10 protein-coding genes and 1 pseudogene are annotated in these 20,003 nt (G+C 68.5%); 7 read left to right on the top strand and 4 right to left on the bottom strand.

What is annotated here, in order from left to right; translation table 11 throughout:
- Window positions 1-424: 424 nt before the first annotated feature.
- Both JNO44_RS02905 and JNO44_RS02900 read right to left on the bottom strand, forming a co-directional pair.
- On the bottom strand, window positions 425-2,086 hold the full coding sequence (locus tag JNO44_RS02905) for a CocE/NonD family hydrolase (protein ID WP_205361048.1): 1,662 nt from the start codon (window positions 2,084-2,086) through the stop codon (window positions 425-427).
- 180 nt (window positions 2,087-2,266) lie between these two features.
- On the bottom strand, window positions 2,267-2,797 hold the full coding sequence (locus tag JNO44_RS02900) for a hypothetical protein (RefSeq protein WP_205361047.1): 531 nt from the start codon (window positions 2,795-2,797) through the stop codon (window positions 2,267-2,269).
- Between the two features lie 1,018 nt (window positions 2,798-3,815).
- Here JNO44_RS02900 and JNO44_RS02895 point away from each other — a divergent pair.
- Genes JNO44_RS02895 through JNO44_RS02865 form a run of 7 tightly spaced genes read left to right on the top strand, consistent with a single transcriptional unit; the run spans window position 3,816 to window position 18,137 of the window.
- Window positions 3,816-7,895 (top strand): DUF6603 domain-containing protein, encoded by a 4,080-nt coding sequence (locus tag JNO44_RS02895; protein WP_205361046.1) that lies wholly within the window; start codon window positions 3,816-3,818, stop codon window positions 7,893-7,895.
- Between the two features lie 49 nt (window positions 7,896-7,944).
- Window positions 7,945-10,311 (top strand): hypothetical protein, encoded by a 2,367-nt coding sequence (locus tag JNO44_RS02890; protein ID WP_205361045.1) that lies wholly within the window; start codon window positions 7,945-7,947, stop codon window positions 10,309-10,311.
- Window positions 10,304-13,957, top strand: a complete 3,654-nt coding sequence (locus JNO44_RS02885) for a hypothetical protein (protein WP_205361044.1) — start codon at window positions 10,304-10,306, stop codon at window positions 13,955-13,957. The genes JNO44_RS02890 and JNO44_RS02885 overlap by 8 nt, the downstream gene beginning before the upstream one ends.
- A complete protein-coding gene (locus tag JNO44_RS02880) occupies window positions 13,954-15,339 on the top strand; it encodes a polymer-forming cytoskeletal protein (protein ID WP_205361043.1) in 1,386 nt (461 codons plus the stop codon). The genes JNO44_RS02885 and JNO44_RS02880 overlap by 4 nt, the downstream gene beginning before the upstream one ends.
- 45 nt (window positions 15,340-15,384) lie before the next feature.
- Entirely contained in the window at window positions 15,385-16,710 is a 1,326-nt protein-coding gene (locus JNO44_RS02875; protein ID WP_205361041.1) for a hypothetical protein, read from the top strand.
- A 44-nt stretch (window positions 16,711-16,754) separates the two neighbouring features.
- Complete coding sequence (locus JNO44_RS02870; RefSeq protein ID WP_205361040.1) at window positions 16,755-17,288, top strand: hypothetical protein; 534 nt, start codon at window positions 16,755-16,757, stop codon at window positions 17,286-17,288.
- Between the two features lie 3 nt (window positions 17,289-17,291).
- Window positions 17,292-18,137, top strand: a complete 846-nt coding sequence (locus JNO44_RS02865; protein WP_205361038.1) for a hypothetical protein — start codon at window positions 17,292-17,294, stop codon at window positions 18,135-18,137.
- Between the two features lie 3 nt (window positions 18,138-18,140).
- On the opposite strand, the pseudogene JNO44_RS02860 reads toward JNO44_RS02865, so the two are convergent.
- Together JNO44_RS02860 and ltrA are read right to left on the bottom strand one after the other, a co-directional pair.
- Window positions 18,141-18,419: pseudogene (locus JNO44_RS02860) on the bottom strand (transposase); the annotation flags it as partial.
- Between the two features lie 133 nt (window positions 18,420-18,552).
- Window positions 18,553-19,983: a group II intron reverse transcriptase/maturase gene (ltrA, locus tag JNO44_RS02855; protein ID WP_205360235.1), complete on the bottom strand. Its 1,431-nt coding sequence runs from the start codon at window positions 19,981-19,983 to the stop codon at window positions 18,553-18,555.
- Window positions 19,984-20,003 lie beyond the last annotated feature (20 nt).

The following is a 20,003-nucleotide window of genomic DNA, read 5'->3' as shown; positions in this document are numbered from 1 at the left end:
TAGCGTTCTCCGCGTCGGTCTTCCATGGGGCGGTGCGAAATCCGGCCTGTTAACGCCCGGAGAGAGGGGCCGCACTGATCTAGGAGGGGCCGCCCTCGGAGAGAGAACCCCTGGTGGACGGGCGGCCGACCGGCGGCGTCGGGTAACGCACGTTCGTCGGTGACTTGTCCCGTTTGGCGTCGTCAGTCAGGTACCGCCGCTCGACGTGATCGGCACTGCCTCCAACGCGGCCGACATCCGGGCGAGTTGGAGGGACGCTTGAGCCGCGCTCAGCGATGTGAGCCGTTCTGCGGGCAGCATGGGGACGCCATGGCGCGAACGGGCTCGCGTCGGGCGGCAGCTGTCGCCCAGGAGGTTGACCGGCGACATCCGTTGACTGCTCGGCCCCGGCTGTTCACTGGCGACAGCCGGGGTCTCCGTACGGTCAGGCCAGGGGGATGGCGAGGTGGGCCGGGGTGTCGTCCGGGGATGTGACGGTGATGGTGCCGCCGGGCTTGTTGGCGTCGCCGTAGAAGGGGTCCTTGGTGTCCAGGACGAGCATCATCCGGTGTCCGGCCCGGACGGTGTAGCCGGTGGCTTGGAGCGGGATTTCGGCGTTGACCGGCTGGCCGGGCTCCGCGTCGAGGTTGGTGTACGGCGCGTGGGTGATGATGTTCGCCGTGCCGGTGTCGTCGACGTCGAAGAGGTAGGCCACGATCGTCGCCTTCGCGAAGCTCGCGGTATATGTCAGCTGGAGCCGGGGGATTCCGCGGAGCGTGGCCGCGGCGGTCATCGGGGCGCTCGTCCAGACGCCGGCGTCGGCTCGGCTGATTTCACCGGTCGGGTATTCCTTGGGGAACCCGGTCACCTCCGTGCCGCCGGTCTTCATGATGCCGTCGGCGACGGTGGCGGGGGTGTCGGCGCCGGCTTGGAAGGTCAGGTTCCAGCCGGTGACGGGCTTGTCCGTGAGCGTCCCGTCGTCCGTGCCCTCGGCCGCGCCGGTCAGGTACAGCGGCTCGCAGCGGCCGGTGAAGGCGTCCCAGGTATCGGCGTCGTCCAGGTAGTTGTTCCACATCAGCTGACCGGTCACCTGCCCCTTGGTGTCGATGCCGTTGTCGTCCTCCTTGAGGTGGTGGGCGAACCAGCGGTGTGCCTCCGCCCAGATCCGGTTGGGCAGCCCCAGCAGGCCGGAGATCTCGGGGCTGCCGTGGTCGCCGATGGACAGGGCCATGCGCTTGGGCTCGCGGAGCGCGTTGAACATCTTCAGCGTCTGGTTGGGCGGGAAGAGCGTCTCGTGCCAGGTGTGCGCGAAGTACACCGGGACGGGGTCGCAACGGTTGTTGAGTCGCTCCACGTAGGTGAGGGGGGAACGCTCGCGTGCCCATTCCAGGGTTTCGTTGGTGTTCTCGTCGGCCAGCACGTCGGCGAAGGCTTTTTCGGTGCGTTCGCTGAAGCGGGCGGTCTTTGGTGCGTTGCGCAGGGCGTTCACCGCGGCGATGTGGCGGGTGGAGTTCTCGTAGAACGCCTCGCGCAGGTCGCCCCAGGTGCTCATGGCGACGACCGCCGATACCCGTTCGTCGTGGGCGGCGACGAGCTGGCTGATGCCGGAGCCGTACGAGACGCCGAGGAAGCCGGCCTTGGTGAACTCTCCGCCTGACTGGTCGATGAGATAGGAGAGCGCCCGGCGGCCGTCGGCGATGTCCTCGCACCCCGCGACCTCGACCTTGCCCCCGGACAGGGCGAAGCCGCGCGCGGTGTAGGCGAGGACGTTGTAGCCCTCCTGGGCGAAGCCCGTGGCTTGGATCGCGTACATCAGCCAGCCGATGTCCCCCCACGGTGAGGGCATCACGATCAGTGGCCGGGGCTCGCCGGCGGGGTGCTTCCACAGCCCGGCGTCCAGCTCGACCCCGCCGTTGTCGTCCCCGGGCACCCTCACCCACCTGAACAGGCCCCGCGCGGCCTCGGCTGCCTCCGCCCGCCGGGGCGCCAGCCCATCGGTGTCGCCCGTCTCCAGCGCGGCGACGAACCGCTTCAGTAGCGCCTCGTCCAGGTCGGGGTAGAAGGTCACCGACCGGTCGTCCCGCGGTGGCACGTTCGCTGTGGTCATATCCGTTCCCATCTCGTGATCGCTGCGCGGCTCGGCCGCCGGACTCGTGTCCGGCAACCCCAGCATGGGTACGCGGATCCACGCGTACCCATGGATTCCGGCGTATGGCCCACACGTGGTGGGCACCGCCGGTCAGGCGAAGGCGGTGGCGAAGCGGGCGAGGGAGACCATTCCGCCCTTCTACGCGGCGGCGGCGCCCATTTCGGCCCAGCCGCCGACCTTTTCGGCCACGCTCTGGGTGAAGCCGATGGTGGTGGCGACGTTTTCCGCGGTGTCGTTGTCGGCTGCGCCGGCCAAGGAGACGACGGTGGGGATCTGGGTGGACAGGTCGAACGTTCCCTGGATCACCTTTCCGGCGACCACGCCCTTGGAGGCGCTCGCGCCGATGAACTGGGCGCCCTTGGCGCCGAGATACTTGGCGATGACCCCTGCCTCGGCCGCGGCGAGGAAGGCACGCCCGCCGCTGCGGACGGCCACGCTCGCTTTGCCGACCGAGCGGATGGCGAGGTTGCCGGCCCGCGCGGCCTTGCCGAGCGCGCCGACGACGGGCAGGGCGCCGATCACGTCCGCGCCCAGGCCGACGAGCGTGGCGGCATCCCAGTCGCCCTGGATGACCGCGTCCGCGGTGTTCAGGGCCAGGGCACCGACCGCCGTCACGGCGGCGACGGGCCTGGCCAGCGGGGTCAGCATCTCGTACATCGCCTGCTGCACCAGGGCGGCGTGGGCGATCTGCTCGTCGCTGGGGCGCGGTGTCAGGTGGGTGAGTTCGTCGACGAGCCTGTCGGTGTTCTCCTCCGGCGGTCAGGTCGATGTCCTGGAAAGCCTCGGGGACCGAGAAGCTGAGCGGCAGATCGATCGTGGCAGCGGGCACGGCGATACTCCTCTCGAACAATACGGATGAAGACGCCTGCGCCTCCTGGGCGGCCACGGACACCGCTGCCTCCGCCTGGACGGAGGCAGCGGGGACAGGAGAGTCCTACGGCCGGGTCACCTCGGTGGAGCGGAGGTTGCGCAGCTTGCCGTCACCGGCGTCGTGCTGGGACGGATAAAGAAGCTGCACGGCCGGTGTGCCGTGAGCGGGTGGTTGCGCCATGCCGATTAGTTGGGTTCGCGAAAACCGACAGATCCCAACGGCCCGTCGCTCGACGCGCCGGCGAACCGGATGACGGCCGTCCCATGACTGTGGCCGACGGACTCCGCCGAGGACCACACCACAGTGGTGCGGGCCAACCCACCGGAGCAGGGCGCAGACCAGGAGCGACCGGAGCACCGGAACGTGCCTTCGTGCGCCCCGCGTCAACAGCGAGCAACCAAGACGGCTGGTCAGTGGTTGGAATCGGTCACGTCGCCGAGGCCGGGTCGCTGTCCTGCCGAACCCGTTTCCCGGTGCTCCCTGGTCGGCCCCGGTGATCACGAAGGTGGGGGAGGAAGCGCCCATGCTCTGCGTCGAGCAGGCGAGCGAGGCGCGAACGGCCGCCGCCGAGGTGGTTCCGGCCAGAGCGGTACGCGAGTACTCAAGGGACCCGGCTGCTGCCGGCACGTCCAATGGCCTGGGTTTGTGACCGCTCTGCACTCGCGAAGTTGTGGGGCTAAAGGGATTTTCTGTTGTTTCTGGCACCAGTGCTTCACAGGCGCCGATGTCCAAAAGGTGACACCCAACCTGGACGCATACTTGCCGGGCATAGATGTCTGCACGCACGATTCGACGGTTGTCGTCGGAAGGGTTGCCGTGACGGAAGAAGTGAACCTCGTCTCCCCTGCCACTATGAAAGAAAAACGCAGTAAGGTCTCACGTCCCTTCAAGACGGTTCTGAGTAATCGGGATCCAGATAATCTTGAGAGGGAAGTGGAGGGTGGGGGAATCCCTCTGTCGCGTCATCATGTCATCGCCTTTCCCAGTCTGATTGAATTCTGGAACAAGGTGATCGAGAACGAGTACAACGATCCGTCGACGTCTCCTAGTCAGCTTAAAATGAAGCTCCAGGATGCGGTTTCCGCCATATTGGATAATTGTGGCCGATATCCGGACCTTGAATATGGAGTGGATTCCTTCAGGGGCTTCGTCGAGAAGTTCATTGTGTCGACGTATATTCACAATGCGACCGGACCTCTCGCTGATGAGAAGTATCGGGTGCTCAGGCTCTTTGCCTGGCTGCCGGCGAATCTCTTCGTCGGTCCTGCGCGTACTCACCGCATCGACGATCCGGGGGGCAGCTTCGAGGGGAACTGTAAGCCAGTTATCGGAGAGAGGGACTTTGCGTTCCGAAGGGTCGCCTTCAATCATCTGGACAGGTACCTCAAAAACCCCAAAGGGCTCCAGTTGGAAGGGGTAGACTTCATTGAAAAGTACATTGAGTTAATAGAGGGTGAAAGGGTCGAAATCTGGGCGCTCAGGGCAAAAGACTGGGAAAAGAGCACAAAGAAGCCCGGGAAGTACAAGCTGCTTGGTGCCCCGGAGCGTAAGCTGGTGGAAGAAATCGGCCGACAGGTATCGCGCTGGGCAGAAGACCGCGTGGAGATCGGCGGCAAGTCAATCGAACTGGATCTCTGGGACGAAGAAGACGGCTACCGTCGACTCCGCGGCAGCGCGACAGACATCGCGGTCGGCGAACTTGTCGAGTGGGTCGCCGAGCAGTGGGGAGTGGGTTCCGAGATTCCGGATGGATTGCGCGAACTCGTCATGCGCAACCTCACACTCGAGATCTTCACCGGTCCGGACAATATGGCCGACTGGGAGTTCACCATCGCCACGGAGACGAAGTTCGGTGACCTCACCACGGACCTTCTGATCTCCCTGCGCCGTCAGACATCGACCGTTGGTGGCCAGCAGAAGAGCGAGTTCACCATGTCGGCGGAGGCAGGGCTGAAACTCCTCATCGACGAAGAGGAGACCCGGATCTGGTTCGAGGGATCCTTCTCACGCGTCACCGGTCCTCAGAACGCATGGTCCCTGCGCGGCACATGGAAGGCCGACGAAAGAGGGCTGACCTTCGCAGACCTCGGCGCCGCTCTCGGCTGGTCCGATGCCGGGAAGCTGATGGAAGACCTTCCGTCAGTACTCCAGCCGGAACTGCGGGAAGTGACCCTCGCATACGACTCCCGGACCGGGCCCCTGCTCGCCGTGACGGTCGCTCCGTTGACCGTGGTGTTCGCCCCGGTCCGCGACACCACGGGCCTGATCTGGTGCGTCCAGGTCAAAGCCGCTGTGGACGCGGGGCTGGGGGATGTTCCGCTGCTCGGCGGGGCATTGCCGGAAGAGGCCGATCTACGGCTCGTCGCCCTGCGCGCGGTGTACGCATCGGCCATGGTCACGAAGCCCCTGCTAGAAACGCTGAACACCATGGTCAGGGCCGCTGATCTGCCGGTCTTCCCCGCCGTGGCTCCCGACGGAGGGCTCCCGCGAGGCGGGTTGCTGTGCCTCGACTGCACCGTCCCCGGCATGCCGGCCACCACCCTCACCACGTCCCTGGGCAAGCCGGCCGGCTCCCGCCCGCCTGCTGTGCGTGATCTTGGCGGCAGCGGCGACGGTGGTGCCGAGCGTAGGTTGACCCAGTTGACCGGCGGGCAGCACACCGCGTGCGCGGGTGCTGTACCCGAACCCGGGGCCCGCCTCGCCGCAGCCCGCCCCGGAGCTTGGGTGGACATCGATCGTGCCTTCGGGCCGCTGCATGTGCGCCGGATCGGGGCCACGTATGAGCAGGGCGTCGTCTGGCTCATGGCTGACGGGGCGCTGACCGCGTCCGGATTCACCCTGGCCGTGGACGGTCTCGGCCTGGGGGTGGACCTCGGTGGCGAAGGATTCCCTGTGGAGGCCCGTCTGTCCGGCCTCGGTGTCGAGTTCGAACGGCCGCCGCTGCGCGTCGGGGGCGCGCTGATCAACCGGCTGCCCCCGCCTCCCGGGTTCGAGATGATGGTCGGCGGCGCGCTCGTCGTACAGATGCCGACGGTGGGGGTGACTGCCGTAGGGGCGTATCAGCGGCGCTCGGACGGCATGCCGTCGCTGTTCGTCTTCGGTCGCGGCACGATGGCGCTCGGCGGGCCACCGCCGTTCCGGCTGCGGGGTGTGGCCGCCGGGTTCGGCTTCAACAGCTCGGTCAGGCTCCCGGCCGCCGACAGGGTGGCGGACTTCCCGCTGGTGTCCGGGCTGGGCGGGGGCCCGTCCGACGACCCGATGACGATGCTGAGCGAGCTGACGGACGGGCAGTGGGTGGTTCCGCGCCAGGGCGGCATTTGGCTCGCGGCCGGCCTGGACTTCTCCTCCTTCGAGTTGGTCCACGGGCGCTTGCTCCTCTTCCTTGAGGTCGGTGACGGGCTCACGCTCGGGCTGCTGGGCACGGCCCGTGGCGCGTTCCCGCCCACGGGAGAGGCACTGGCGCAGGTGCAGTTGCAGCTGCGGTTGGTGTACCGGTCGGCATATGGGGACTTCAGCGCGACGGCGCAGTTGTACGACTCCTACGTGATCGACCGTGATTGCGTACTCACCGGCGGATTCGCGTACACCATGTGGTTCTCACCCAGTACGCATGCGGGTGACTTCGCGCTGACGGCGGGCGGCTACCACCCGGAGTATCACGCGCCCCCGCACTACCCGCGGGTGCCCCGGCTCGGCTTTTCCTGGTCGCTGGGCGGGGTCAACATCACCGGCACCGCGTTCTTCGCCCTCACCCCGTCGGCGGTGATGGCGGGCGGCACCCTTGATGTGCGTTTCTCCGCGGGCCCGGTCAGTGCCTGGCTGACCGCGTACGCGAGGGTCCTGATCAGCTGGAAGCCGGTGTACTTCCGGGTGGGCATCGGGGTGACCGTCGGGGCGTCACTCAAGTTGGGGTTTGTCACTCTCAAGGGGGAATTGGGGGCGGATCTCGACCTGTGGGGGCCGCCCACGGGCGGAACGGTCACGGCGAAGCTGGTGTTCGTCACCGTCACGATCGGCTTCGGAAGGGATCCCGTCACCACCACGGAAAAGCTGAAGTGGAACGAATTCACCGAACTGCTCCCGCCGCCCGGGCAGACTCTGCGGATCTCGGCCGCGCACGGACTGCTCCCGGACGACCAGTCACAGCAAGGGCTGTCGGATGATCCGGACCGGCCATGGCAGGTCGACGCAGACGGGTTCTCCTTCATCGTGGAAACCGCGGTGCCCGCCTCCGAGGTCACCTTCCAGGACCGCGCCCCGGACACCGGGGAAAAACTCAATATCCGGCCGATGCATTGCACCGGCCTGGACAGCCCGTTGACCGTGCGGGTGGCCCGCAACGTCGCCGCGTACGGAGCCGCCGCCCGGTGGCAGCCGCTGGACGGCGACGGCTCCTGGCAGGAGACCGTGCTCTTCGGCAATGCCCCCACCTCGCTGTGGGGGTCACACGAAGTGTCGAACGAGGAACTGCTCGATCCTGACAAGCGGCTGATCGGGGGACGTACCGGGCTGAAGGTCACCGTGCCGCCGCCATTCTCCACCGGCGCCCCGATGCGTCCGATCGCCGCCGCCTCGCTCAAGTATGAAGACATGCGACCGAATGTCGAGGGACCGCTCGACCCCGACGCGCCGGCCGTCGGCGACGAGGCACGGACCGCGCCCGGCACCGGCGTGGGGCGGGTGGCGGACACCGTGGCGGTCCGGGGTGGCGAGCGAGGGCGGTTGCACCGAGCGCTGACCGACTTGCTGGCACCGGCGCGGCACGGGCCGCTGCCCGACGGGCCCCTGGACGCTTTCGCCAGGCATGTCTCCGAACAGGGGCTCAGGACGGATCCCCTGCTGCTGACTTCCGGTGCCAACGACCTCCAGGGGAGGGATGCCGATGTCACCCGGTGATGGGCGGACCCGCGCGTCCGGCTTAGAGATCCATTTGTCGGACGACTACGTGCCCGCTGTGCCGGCCGGTCAGTTCCGGATCGATGCCACGCAGACAATCTGCGGCGTCGAGGACGGAGGCCAACTCCTCTCAGCGGTACGCCTCTTCGAAGTGAAGGCGCCGCAGTTCCAGCTGCCTTACGGCACCGTGCACGCGGTCAGCCCGGCACCGGAGGCGGTGGGAGACCTCGGTCTCGCCCTGGCGCACGTCACGCTGGAAGGGCGCATCCTGCCGTGGCAGCGCACCATCGACCCCGGCGAGCTGGACACCGGGCCGATCGAGGCTCGCCCTCCGTGGCTCGCGCTGCTCGTCTTCGCTGCCGGTGAGCTTTCTGGTGACCCGCACGCGACAGGAGCCACCGACGCCATGACCGTCAGTGATCTGCTGTGGCCCGCCGGCCCGGCCGTCGGGGAGATCAGGCCGGCGATCCCGCGGAATCAAGTCCCAGAGAGCTCGGCGGCGGCGGAGTGCCGGACGCTCCGGGTGCCGGGCGCTGTGTTCGCCGCGGTCTGCCCGCGTGAGGACGAGTTGCGGCACCTCGCGCACGTGCGCACCGTATGTGAGCGCTCCTCCGAGGGATTCGGTGAGGAACCGGCGGAGGGCGACTTCTCGGTGCTGATCTCCGGGCGGCTGCCGGACCCCGCGGGCGGGCGGCATGTCGTCCACCTGGTGTCGCTGGAGGGGTGCCGCGATGCACTCGAGTACGCGGCGTCGGGCGGGACGGACGAGCGGGACGTACGGCTGGTGTCACTGCATCACTGGTCCTTCGAGTCGTTGGATGGCGGAGCCGGGTTCGTCCAGCGGGTGCACGACCTGCTGTTCGACGACGAGGCGGAGGGTGTCGCGCGCGACCTTCTGCTGCGGATCCCTGTCCCGGGCCCTGCCGGGGGAGCGGGCCCCGGGGAAGCCGGTACCGGGCCGGACGACGAGGCGCGGCAGCGGGCCGTCGACCGTCTCGCACAGGGCTGGGTGCCGTTGCCGTACCAGGTCGACTCGGGAGAGGAGACGTATTCCTGGTATCGGGGCCCCTTCGCGGCCGCCCCCGCCCAGAAGATGCCCGAACCGCCTGAAGGCGGTTGGATGACCACCGGCGGGCTGCTGGTGTACGACCCGGAGTGGGCGGTGTTCGACACCGGCTGGGCCGCGGCCTGGACGGTGGGCCGCGCCCTGGCGCTCGCCGACGACGACTTCGCCGCCCGGCTGGGCAGCTGGCGCGACCGGGCCCGACTCCGGGCGGCGGAACTGGTGCAACGCCTGGCCGCGGCGCCGGCGCAGTCCGACGCGGCGGCCTTGCTCGGGCCGCGGCCGCGTGCGCGGGCCTTGCGGGAGCGGGTCGAGGACGGGTCCGTCGAGCGGGTGATCCGCGCGCTGAGCGAGGCCAGGGCCGGACAGGAACCGCTGCGGTCGGGCGGAAGCCTTACCGCCGACCTGACACAGACCGGTGTTCCGCCACGCCAGGAGCCTCTGCACCGTGTGCTCGCCGAAGCACTGACGGGGCCCGGCACCGCCGCCGGCCCGCACGCCCAACGGCTCACCGCGCTGCGTACCGCCCTGCGCGAGGCACTCGCCGAGGACGGGGAACAACCGCTCGCCGACTGGTTCGCGAGACTCCGGCTGCTGCACGGCGTGCCGTTCGCCTACCTCGTACCGTCCGAGGCGATGCTGCCCCCGGAGTCGCTGCGGTTCTTCCACGTGGATGCCGGCTGGCTCGCCGCTCTGCAGGCCGGGGCCGAGAGCCTCGGCGCGAGCGGCGAGGCGGACCGGGCACTCGCCGCATTCGCCGGCCCCTGGCGGAGGTCATCCGCCGCGGCGGATGGCCCGTGCCGGCACGCGGGCATGCTGATCCGCTCCGCGCTCACCCGTGAATGCCCGGATCTGCGCATCCGGGCATGGCAGGGCAAGGAGGCCGTCGGGTTGCTGCGCCGGGACCTGCTGGAGGGCGACGTCCTCCTCGTTCTCTTCGACCGGGTACCGGACATGGTGGAGCTGTCCGAGCCGCCCGAAGGGCTTTCCTTCGGTGCCGACCCGCATCCGGTCGACGGAACGCCGGTACTCAACCTGCGCAGTCTCGGCGGCGAAGTTCCGCCGGGGGAGACGCTCGAGGGCGCGCACTTCCCGCAGGAACCGGGCGAGGAGGGCATCCTGGCATACCTGCGACCCGACCCGGACGGGCGGCGCGTCCTCGATCTGCGCCCGGCCGCGCCCGACGGGCTGCTCGGCGCACTCGCCACCCGGCTCCGTGAGGCAGGTGAGCTGCCCCACGGGCCACTGGCACCATCCCCCTTCGCACTCCAGCTCCTCAACGCTCCCTACCGGCAGTTGATCCTCACTCCTCCCCTCGACCGAACGCCTCCATCGGGAGCCGGCCATGAATGAGCCCACAGCCCTGCTGGTCCCCGTCCAAGTTGACGCACTCGTGGTCAACGACCAGGTACGGATCGGCGAGAACTTCCAGCGCTGGCAGCCCAATTACGCCCTGCTGCGCCACCGGCTCCCACCCGAGCCGCCGCCGTTCGCGGGCATCGACACCGAGTTCGCCGTACGGCCCGAACGCAGCGGCGTCTACCTCCAGTGGCAGCTCCCACAAGCACTCACCCATGGCCGGCAGGCGGACCCCGAGGCCGACATCACCTTCCCGCTCGTGCCCAACCGCTGGCTGGTGGTACGCACCCACGGTCCCTCCGCCGCCGGCACCCGCGAGCGAACCGCCTGGATCGTGGAAAGCGATCACCTCGACCCGGCCACCGGCACCAGCCCGTACGTCACCCGCGACGGGCGGATCACCCGCATCGGCCGCCGGATCGCCCTGGCGGACGGACCGTGGAACGAACCCGGAGCACCGGACGGCGGGCTGTTCCTGACCGTCGTCGGTCCCGGCCTGGCCACCTTCGCGGCCTACCAGCCGTACAACACCGACGTGTTCTCCCTGCACGACACGATGGGCGGCCTCGACGACGACAGGGAGCATTCCCTCTCCTACTTCGTCGCCGGCTGGTACAGCGACCTTGCCGCCGACCCGGTGACGGGACTGACCACCAAGCAGCTGAAGACCCTGCTGACCGCGTACGACTGGACCCTTGCCACAGGCCAGGACGGGCCCGCGAACCGCCTGTTGTGCCACGGCACGGTGCTGGGCCTGACCTGGCACCGCACCGGGCCGACACCGCCCTCGCCGCGTCCCGACATCGTCAACGCCGCAGTCGGCAACACCACCGCACACGCCACCGGAGCCTTACCGCAGGAAACCGAGCCGGGCGACGACGCACAGGGACCCTGGAGCGCGGCGGCGCTCCTCGGGGCGCTCCAGCACGGAATGCTGGACGAGGCGGAGAGCCCCTTCACACAGGCCCGACGTGCCTTCGCCGCATGGTTCACCCCCGCCCCCGCCGGCTACACCTGGACCCTGGAGGAGGACCCGGACGCCCCCCAAGGCTCCCGCCGCGCACGACGGGCAGCCCGCCGGTCCCTCACCGGCCTGCTCGACCGCCTCAACAGCGCCCAGGCAGCACACGACGCCGCGGCCCAGGACCTCGCAACCGCCCGGCGCAGGCTCTACGACCTGTGGTGGGCACAGGGCATGCCGGAAACACCGATGCTGCTGCCCGGAGGAAACCAACCGGACCCCCGCGCCTACCGGGAGCAGCTGAACCAGCGGCTTACCGCCGCCGAGCAGGAAGCCGCCGCCTGCGAGGAAGCCCTGAACCAAGCCCGCGACCGCATCCCGTGGGGGACGACCCCCGACGAACTGTCCTCGTCCATCCAGGAGTACCTCGGCGACGCCGCACCGGGATTCGTACTCAAACGGGTCCCGCTGCCCGACCTGCACCGGCCCAACGAGCCGGTGGTGATCCTGCGCGGCTCCCGGGCCGACCAGCAGCTCCGGTCCAAGGCCGACGAGGCCCTGCGCTGCCGGCGCCCCGCCGAGTTGGTCACCGGGGTGTACCTGGACACCGAGCGCACCCACCTGGCCGCCGCGCCTGCCTCCGCCGTCCCCGCCCCGCCGAACCTGCCGCGCAGCCCGGAGGAACTCCGCCCGCTCCTCGGAGAGTTCTTCCACCTGGACCCGGCCGGGGCGGCCGAGCTGGCCGCCGCCACAGGAGTGCCGGAGGAACTGGTGGAGGACCTGCGCGCGGCCATGGCAGCGCCGCAGCGACAGGCACGCGGAGTGGTGCCCGCGCACGGCACCGCCCCGTGGTCACAGCCGTGGTCGCCACTGTTCTTCCAATGGGAGGTGGACTACTACCCGATCGCCTTCGCGGAGCCCGGCTCGGCCCACGCCCCGGAGAACGCCAACTGGGTCTTCGACGGCTACCGCTACCGCTGGCCCTGCCGGCGCGGCGTCGGCGAAACGATCACACTGCGCGGCCGCCAGTTCCTCACCCCGACGCCCGCGCAGCAGCAGGAGGGGAGGCTGCGCCAGTACGCGGCGGACCGCTCGGGACCGTACCGGGAGCAGCTGCTGGCATTGGCCGCGCTGGCCGGCGAAGGCGACCTGATCGCCCAGACACTCGACGGTTTCCAGGACCAGCTCTCCGCCCGTTCGGTCAACAACGCGCTGGAGACGGACGGTTCTTCGCGGGTACGCAGCGCCGCGGTGGCGGAGCAGGCCGCCCTCATCCGGCCCCCCGGCCTGGGGTCGTTGCCCCATCCATTCGTCCTGTGGCCGACGTCCCGGTTCCAGGAGATCCGCTCCGGACAGTTCGCCTTCCACCGGCTGAGCATCGTCGACCGGTTCGGCCGAGCCCTGCCGGTGGTCGTGCCCGACGAGATCCAGCTGCGGGACTCCATCGGCAACGGCACACCCGCCCACGCCTTCCGTCCCTGGATCGCCGACGAGTTGCGTCCGGGCCTGGACGAGAACGGCCACCCGATCACCGTGGTCACCCAGGACGCCGGCCGCTTCGTGGAGGTCAAGCCGCGACTGCCGCAGCCCGCACGCACGCGGCTTCATCCCGTTTCCGCAGCCGACGACGACACCCCCGCCGAGGGAGATCACGCAGGCGCTGCCCTGTGCGGCTGGCTGATCTCCAACCACCTGGACCGCACCCTGCTGTGCTACGGCCCGGACGGGGCGGCCCTCGGCGCAGTCGACGCGGCGGTGACCACTACCGGAGTCACCCAGCTGGCCTGGCTGCCGCTTCCCGGTTCTCCCTACGAGCGGCGCGAGGACTTGGCCGAGGACCACCCGCACCTGCACGACCTGGTCGCCGCACTGCTGGCGCGCGACCCCCGCACCCTGGTCACCCTGCTGCGCGCCCTCGACCGCACCCTGACGACGATCGCACCGAACGGCGACCAGACCCCCGGGACCACCCTCGGACGCCTGCTCGGCCGCCCGCTGGCCCTGGTACGGGCCTGCGCCAGCATCGACCTGGACGGCCCCGCGCAGTACGACCCGTCCTGGCGCAACCTGCTGGACCCCGAGCCCCCGGCGCTGCTCGGCTACCGCTGGCCGGTGCGGCTCGGCGAGCGCGACGACCTGGACGACGGGCTGCTCGGCTACTTCCTGGAACGGGACTACGGCACCCTGCACACCGTCCTGGCCGACGAGGACCTCGGCGACCTGGACGATCCGGCCGGCTATCTGCGGCCGATCGCCGCCGGGTACGGACTGGCCCTGCCCGCGCGTGCACCGCGTGACCACGACACCGCGAGCTCGGCGCGGCTGACGCTCCTCGTCGACCCGTACGGGACGGTCCACGCCACCACCGGAATCCTGCCGACCGCGCACCTCCGACTGCCTGGGCAGGTGTTCGAGGAGCCGTTGGACGCCTTGGCCGCGGCGTTCCGGTTCGGGCCGATGCCCCTGCTCCCCGTACCGGGCGACGAGGGCCCGGCCCTGCCGCGTCCCTCGGACCGCCACGGCGCCTGGAGCTGGCAGCAGAAGTCCCCGGCCGGCGCATGGCACGGACTGCCGACCCGTCCGATCACTCCGGAACCACACTTTCCACTGCCGAGCCCGCAGTTGCGGACCGGCTGGCTCCAGCTGCGCCCAGCCGAGCCCGAGGAGGACCCCGCATGACGACCGGCATCACCGGCGAAGAGCTTCCCCCACCGGCCTACGCCTTGGGACGGGGAGGTCTCGACCACGCCCTGACCTCCGCTCCCTTCCCCCTGCAAGCCAGCCACACCACCGCGCCACTGAACCGCGCCGACCTGGACCTCGTCATTTCGGCGGCCCCCGGCGAGGAGGTACTGTGCCGGGGCCTGGTGATCGAACTGCCGATGGGAACCACCGCCCAGGACCTGGTGGAGTCCGCCGACGGCATCAGCATCACTCTGTCGGACGACTTCTGGAACCCGTCGCTGGAGACCACCGACACCGCGGTCCGCTGCCTGTTGACCCCCCAGGACGACGGATTCATCTTCGACGAGGACGGCCTGACGGTCGGGCTGCGTGGCCTGGGCATCAACCGCGAGCACGGCAATACGCGCATCAGGGTGTTCGAGGACTACGAGCCGCTGGAGCAGAGCACCACCAGGCAGCCGGTGACCCTCGTCTTCGCGAAGGCGCCCTACCGTCCGGAGATCGAATCCGGATCCCCCAACCGGTTCTCCGTGCACCGCTACTCGGGCAGCGGCGCCGACACCGCACCCGCCACCCTCGTCACAGCGGGGTCCACAGTCACCCTGCGCTGGCAATACCGGCAAGGCGTCGAACGCCACCTGTTCGGCCAGTACCTGACCGCGGACTACTCGGCGCCCGGGATCGACGTCTCCGACCTCAGCCGCTTCGACACCGAGCCGCTCGTACGAGCGACCACCTTCACCTTGCGCACCCGCGACCAGGAAACCGGCGAGACGACCTACGACACGGTGACCGTGCAGGTCGATGAGCCGACACTGGCCGGGCTCGCCCTCACGGGCCCCCTGAGCGGGTACGACGGCACGTTCACCCTCGCCGTACCGGTGACCGTGGCCGGAGAGCTCGTCGCACAACAGGGACTCGAGGCATCGAGGGCGTTCCACGCGTCCACCGCCGTCTCCGTGACGGACACCCTGACCGTGGAAGCGGGCGCGACTGTCGATGGCACGTTCCAGGCGGACGGCTCCATCGAGGTGCTCGGCGACGTCGAAGCGCAGCACATCACTACCGGGAACCTCACGGCGAAGAAGACCGTGAGGATGCTCGGCGGAGCGAGCGTGCCAACATCACCAGGCAGTTCCCTGACCGCCAATACCGACGGTCTGTTCGTGGGTTCTGCGTCCGTCCCTGGTTGGGGTGTCAGGCCAAGCTTCACCGTGCAAGTGAACGACGACCAGCGGACGATGCGCGCCATCACAGACGATGGCCATCCCAGCGAAGCCGTCTTCATGCCTGTGCTGCGTGGCGAGAAACTCACTGCCAGCGGCATTGACCTGGGCAACTACACGCCCCTGCTCTTCGTGTCCTTTGGCAGTTGACGAACGGCGTCCCCCCGAAGACCGCAGCCATTGAGAAGGGCCGACATGACCAACGAGGCCGCTGCCGCACCCCTGCTCACCCACAGCTTGTACACCGACCCCGATCCGCTGGAATCCAACCCTTCAGGTCCCACTGAAGCAAAGATCACTCTGCTGGTCAGCAACGGAGGCTGGAGCGAGGTGCGGTGTACCGGCATCACTGTCACCTTCCCCGTCGGCCAACGTGCCCGGGACCTGGCCGCAACCTCCCAGGACGTCATTGCCACATCGAAGCCGGACGACTGGGAGGCAGCGGACCCGATCCGCACCAACAGGTTCGTACGCTTCACCTTCACCCCGTCCGGAGGCTGCACGGTCATCACGGACAAGTCGCTTCGGTTCGACTTCTTCCCTATGGCCGTCAACAGCACCGTGGGCGTGTCCTACCCCGAGGTCACCGAGACGACCGCCACCGGAGAGGAGTCACCGGAGGAGCGGCCCGCCATCCTCAGGCTGCCCAAGTTCCCGGTCGGGATCCGCAGCGGTGCCGTCACGGGAACCAACCTCGCGGTCTTCGCCGAGAAACACACCGAAGCGGACCCTCCACTGGTCCGGGTCGCCCGCGGCAGCAAGGTCACCATCGCCTGGAAACCCGCGCCCGGGCTGGCCCGCATTCTGCACTGGGAGGACAGCGACACGGGAACCGAGATCGCGGACGGCGCGGGCAGCCTGACATGCGGCCCACTGCTCCGGGACACGACATTCACCCTTCAGACCGTCTCCGAGGCCGGAGGTGAGACCGTGAACCGGTACGACTCGGTGACCGTGGCAGTCGACGTGCCCTCGTACCCGAAGTTCACGGTGCCCGGTGAGGTGGGTACGCCTGATCCCTCCATGCCCCTGCACATCGACGGACAGCTCACGATCGGGCAGTCGCTCACCGCGCCGAGCGCCCTGGTCACCGGAGACCTGAAGACGCAGGCCACACTCAGCACGCCGTCGGTCGAAGCCAACCATCTGCGCTTCTCGGGAACGGTGAACGCCACACAGATACACGCCGCGACGGATCTCACCGCGGCCAGGGTCACCACCACGCAGGGGCTCACCGCGACCGGGACCGTACGCATCCTCAAAGCAGGCCGGGAGAAGCTGCCCGCCAACGGAGGCACACAGACCATGACCACGGACGGGATGGTGGTGGCCACCGCCCACGGAGGAAGCGAACTCACCATGAAGGTCACCTCCTTAGCACGCACATTCCGCACCACCACCGTGGGTGGATACGGCAATCTCATAGTCCCCGTCCACGCCGGCGGGGACGTCACTTGGGCCGTCGAGGGCACTCCTGACTCCGACCAAGTCGACTTCTACTGGTTCGCATTCGGCGTTTGACCGCGTGCACGGACTTCTCCCCGCCTCCATCGCGAAGGGCAGCCATGAAATCCCCCAGCCCGGCAGATGAAGAGACGCTGCTCACCTACACCTGTACAACGGTCCCGGAGCACGTGTACGCGAGCCCTCCGGACGGCGAGCTCTCCTTGTGCGACCTGCGGATCACGGTGACCAACCACCATACCGAGCCCGTGTACTGTGCACTCCTCACCATCCGGCTGCCCGTCGGCGCCGGGGCCCCGCAACTCGTGGCATCCGGTAGCGGGATCACCCCTCTCGCCGTACCCGCCACGTGGTCGGTGGTAGCGCTCCAGGAAGACGTGCTGATCGCCGTACCGCAGGACGGCATGGCCAGGTTCACCCCCACCGAACATGCGCTGCGGCAGACGGTGACGCCGAGCCTGGCCATCGAGCTGAAAGGGCTCCGGATCAGCCGTGAGCCGGGCACCGCAGTGGTCGAGGCCCTCGAATCCGCTGCTAACACCCCCGAGGGGCCACCGTCCGAACGCACCCGCTCCTTCGAGATCGTCAAGCGAGGGCTCGGACTCGCCACCGCGGGCCTTGCCGAGGAGGTCTGACCCATGGCGTCAACGGCTGCCAACTTCACTGCCCATCTGAATCTCCCTGGAGACCCGCCCCACCCCACCCCGGCAACCCTGGTTCGTCCGGGCGACACGGTCGTCCTGCAGTGGAGCGGGCCGGCAGGGCAACACACTTTGTACAGCGAGGACGAACCGTCGGGAAGGCTCATCACCTTTCCGTACGTCACCCAGCCCCTCGCCCGCGACTGCGTGTTCACACTGAAGACCGTCGCGAGCGGGATGAAGCGATACGACTCGCTCACGGTCACCGTCGACCGGCCCGTACTGCCCGGCGTCGAAATCGGCGAACTCGTGAGCGGCCCCGACCTCACCATCACGGCCCCGCTCACGGCTAACGGCCACCTCACCGTCGACGGCGAGACCGACGTGTCCGGTACCTGCACCGCCACCGCGGTTGTGGCCTCCGGCCCCGTGGAGACCAAGGCCCTGACTGTCACTGCAACCACTACCGGCGTCGACAGCGGGTCGCTGCTGAGCACGGATGATGAACTCACGGTGACTGGCACCCTCCAGAGCGACGAGTCGCTCAGCATTCAGGGAGGCCCCGTCGAGATCTTCGACAAGAACATCCGCAGCGGTACCGAGATCAGCCCTTACAACCCCGCTCCGAGCGACGGATTCATCGTCACCACATCCGATCCGGATTCCGGCACCTACCCCTCGGACGTCCAGCTCAGCGCAGGCAACTATCACACCAGTGCCGCCGCCCGCGATTACGCTCGTGGCACGGCACTGGCGGCACTGCCGGTCCACCAAGGCGAGCAGCTGAGCAGCACCGCGTCCGACGCCCACTACTACCTGATCCGGTTCTCAACCGGCTCGTAGCTGTTACTGAGGTTGTAGGCGTGGTGTCGTCAGTGTGAGCCCAGTCGCGGTGAGGCATCCGTCGATGACGCCGCTGCAGTACTGGATCTGACGGAGGCCATGTCGTAGTCGGCGGATGAGGTGGTCGGGGCTGGTGAAGGCGGTGTTTGCCTGGCTGGTCCGGCGGAGGACCGACCAAATGCCTTCGACAGGGTTGAGATCGGGTGCGTAGGCCGGTAGGTGATAGGCGTTGATCCAGTCGTGTGCGTCGATGAAGGCCCGCATGCGGCGGTCTTTGTGGACGGTGAAGTCGATCCGGGGCGCGGTTCCGGTCTCGTCGACCGGCCCGTTTCCCCGGACCGCTTCCCGCACCCGGCGTGCCCGTTTCCGAGCACCGGGCGCTCCACAAGCCCTGTTCAGGGCTTGTGTGTTGTCCTCATTCCAGGCCGGGCCATGGAGTCGGGATGACTGTTCCCCGGTAGCGGTAACGCGTGGTGGTCACCTTTGCCGGGTTGAACAGCGGTCTCTCCTCCGAGGCCGGCCACCATCCGACGTCGCAGTAGCGTCGACGGAGATCCTTCCATGTGGACCGGCGGTGCTTGCGACGCAACCAGCTCCCGACCTGGCGCCACGTGTAGTAGCTCAGGTAGGCGAAGGTTGCGCTGGACACGCCGGCCCGGAAGTAGACGCACCAGCCCTTCAGCGTCGGATTGAGGTGACGCAACAGGGCATCGAGCGGCTGGCTCGTGTCCATCGTCCGGCACAGTGTTCTGACCTTGCCCGTCACTGCCTTGACGGCTTTGCGGGACGGGTAGGTGTAGATGTAGTGCCGGTTGCTGCCCCGTTTCCGGTGGCGCTGGATGCGCCAGCCGAGAAAGTCAAGGCCCTCGTCAATGTGGGTAATCAGGGTCTTCTCCGGTGACAGGCGCAGGCCCATCGTGGACAGGACTCCTGCGATCTCCTCCCGGAGGGCTTCGGCGTCGGCCTTCGTGCCCGTAACCATCAAGCACCAGTCGTCCGCGTAGCGGACGAGCCGGTAGTTGGGCAGTCGGTGACGGCGGCGCTTGGCCCGTTCCGTCTGACTGGAAGCGGGCCCGCCGGGTCCTTGGGCGATGTGCTCGTCCAGGACCGTCAGGGCCACGTTGCTCAGCAGCGGCGAAAGGATCGAACCCTGCGGGGTTCCGGCGCGGTTCTCCCTCAGCATGCGATCCTCTCCGAGGATGCCTGCCTTGAGAAACGCCTTCACCAGTGCCAGGACGCGCTTGTCCCCGACTCGTGCCCGCACCCGGTCTATCAGGGCCGAGTGTGAGATCTCATCGAAACAGGCCGTGATGTCGCCTTCAACGACCCACTCATAGGAGCGGGATGCGAAGTAGCGCACCTCAGCCACTGCGTCATGAGCGCGACGGTTCGGACGGAACCCGTAGGAACACGGGTAGAAATCCGCCTCGAAAATCGGCTCCAGCACCAGCTTCAAGGAAGCCTGGACCACCCTGTCGGCGATGGTGGCGATCCCCAGGCGGCGCAACTTGCCACCCGACTTCGGGATCATCCGCTCCCGCACCGGCAGCGGGCGGAAACTGCGGTCCTTGACCTGCGACCGCAGCCCGTCGAGGAACTCCCCGACACCTTGCCCAGCCTCGATGGAACGGGCCGTATGTCCGTCCACTCCGGCCGTGCGTGCTCCCTTGTTGCCCCGCACCCGGTCCCACGCGACCAGAAGGAACGCGGGGTCGGCAACGAGGTTGTGTAGATCATCGAACCTGCGATGAGGATCATCACGGGCCCAACAGTGCAGCTTGGTCTGGATCTTCAGTACCCTGCGCTCCGCCCCAAACAGGACGGAGTCAAGCTCGTCGGTATTCACCGGCGACGGCCTCCTGACCT

This window comes from Streptomyces noursei (assembly GCF_016917755.1).
In the GTDB taxonomy this organism is placed as follows: Bacteria; Actinomycetota; Actinomycetes; order Streptomycetales; family Streptomycetaceae; genus Streptomyces; species Streptomyces yunnanensis.
Note: the sequence above shows the minus strand (reverse complement) of the source record. Positions and strands in the feature narration are given on the sequence as shown.

Excerpts from the sequence above, each read along its gene's own strand:
- JNO44_RS02885 (WP_205361044.1), top strand. The coding sequence starts at position 10,304 with ATGAATGAGCCCACAGCCCTGCTGGTCCCCGTCCAAGTTGACGCACTC.
- JNO44_RS02870 (WP_205361040.1), top strand. The coding sequence starts at position 16,755 with ATGAAATCCCCCAGCCCGGCAGATGAAGAGACGCTGCTCACCTACACC.
- JNO44_RS02865 (WP_205361038.1), top strand. The coding sequence starts at position 17,292 with ATGGCGTCAACGGCTGCCAACTTCACTGCCCATCTGAATCTCCCTGGA.
- JNO44_RS02880 (WP_205361043.1), top strand. The coding sequence starts at position 13,954 with ATGACGACCGGCATCACCGGCGAAGAGCTTCCCCCACCGGCCTACGCC.
- JNO44_RS02875 (WP_205361041.1), top strand. The coding sequence starts at position 15,385 with ATGACCAACGAGGCCGCTGCCGCACCCCTGCTCACCCACAGCTTGTAC.
- JNO44_RS02905 (WP_205361048.1), bottom strand. The coding sequence starts at position 2,086 with ATGACCACAGCGAACGTGCCACCGCGGGACGACCGGTCGGTGACCTTC.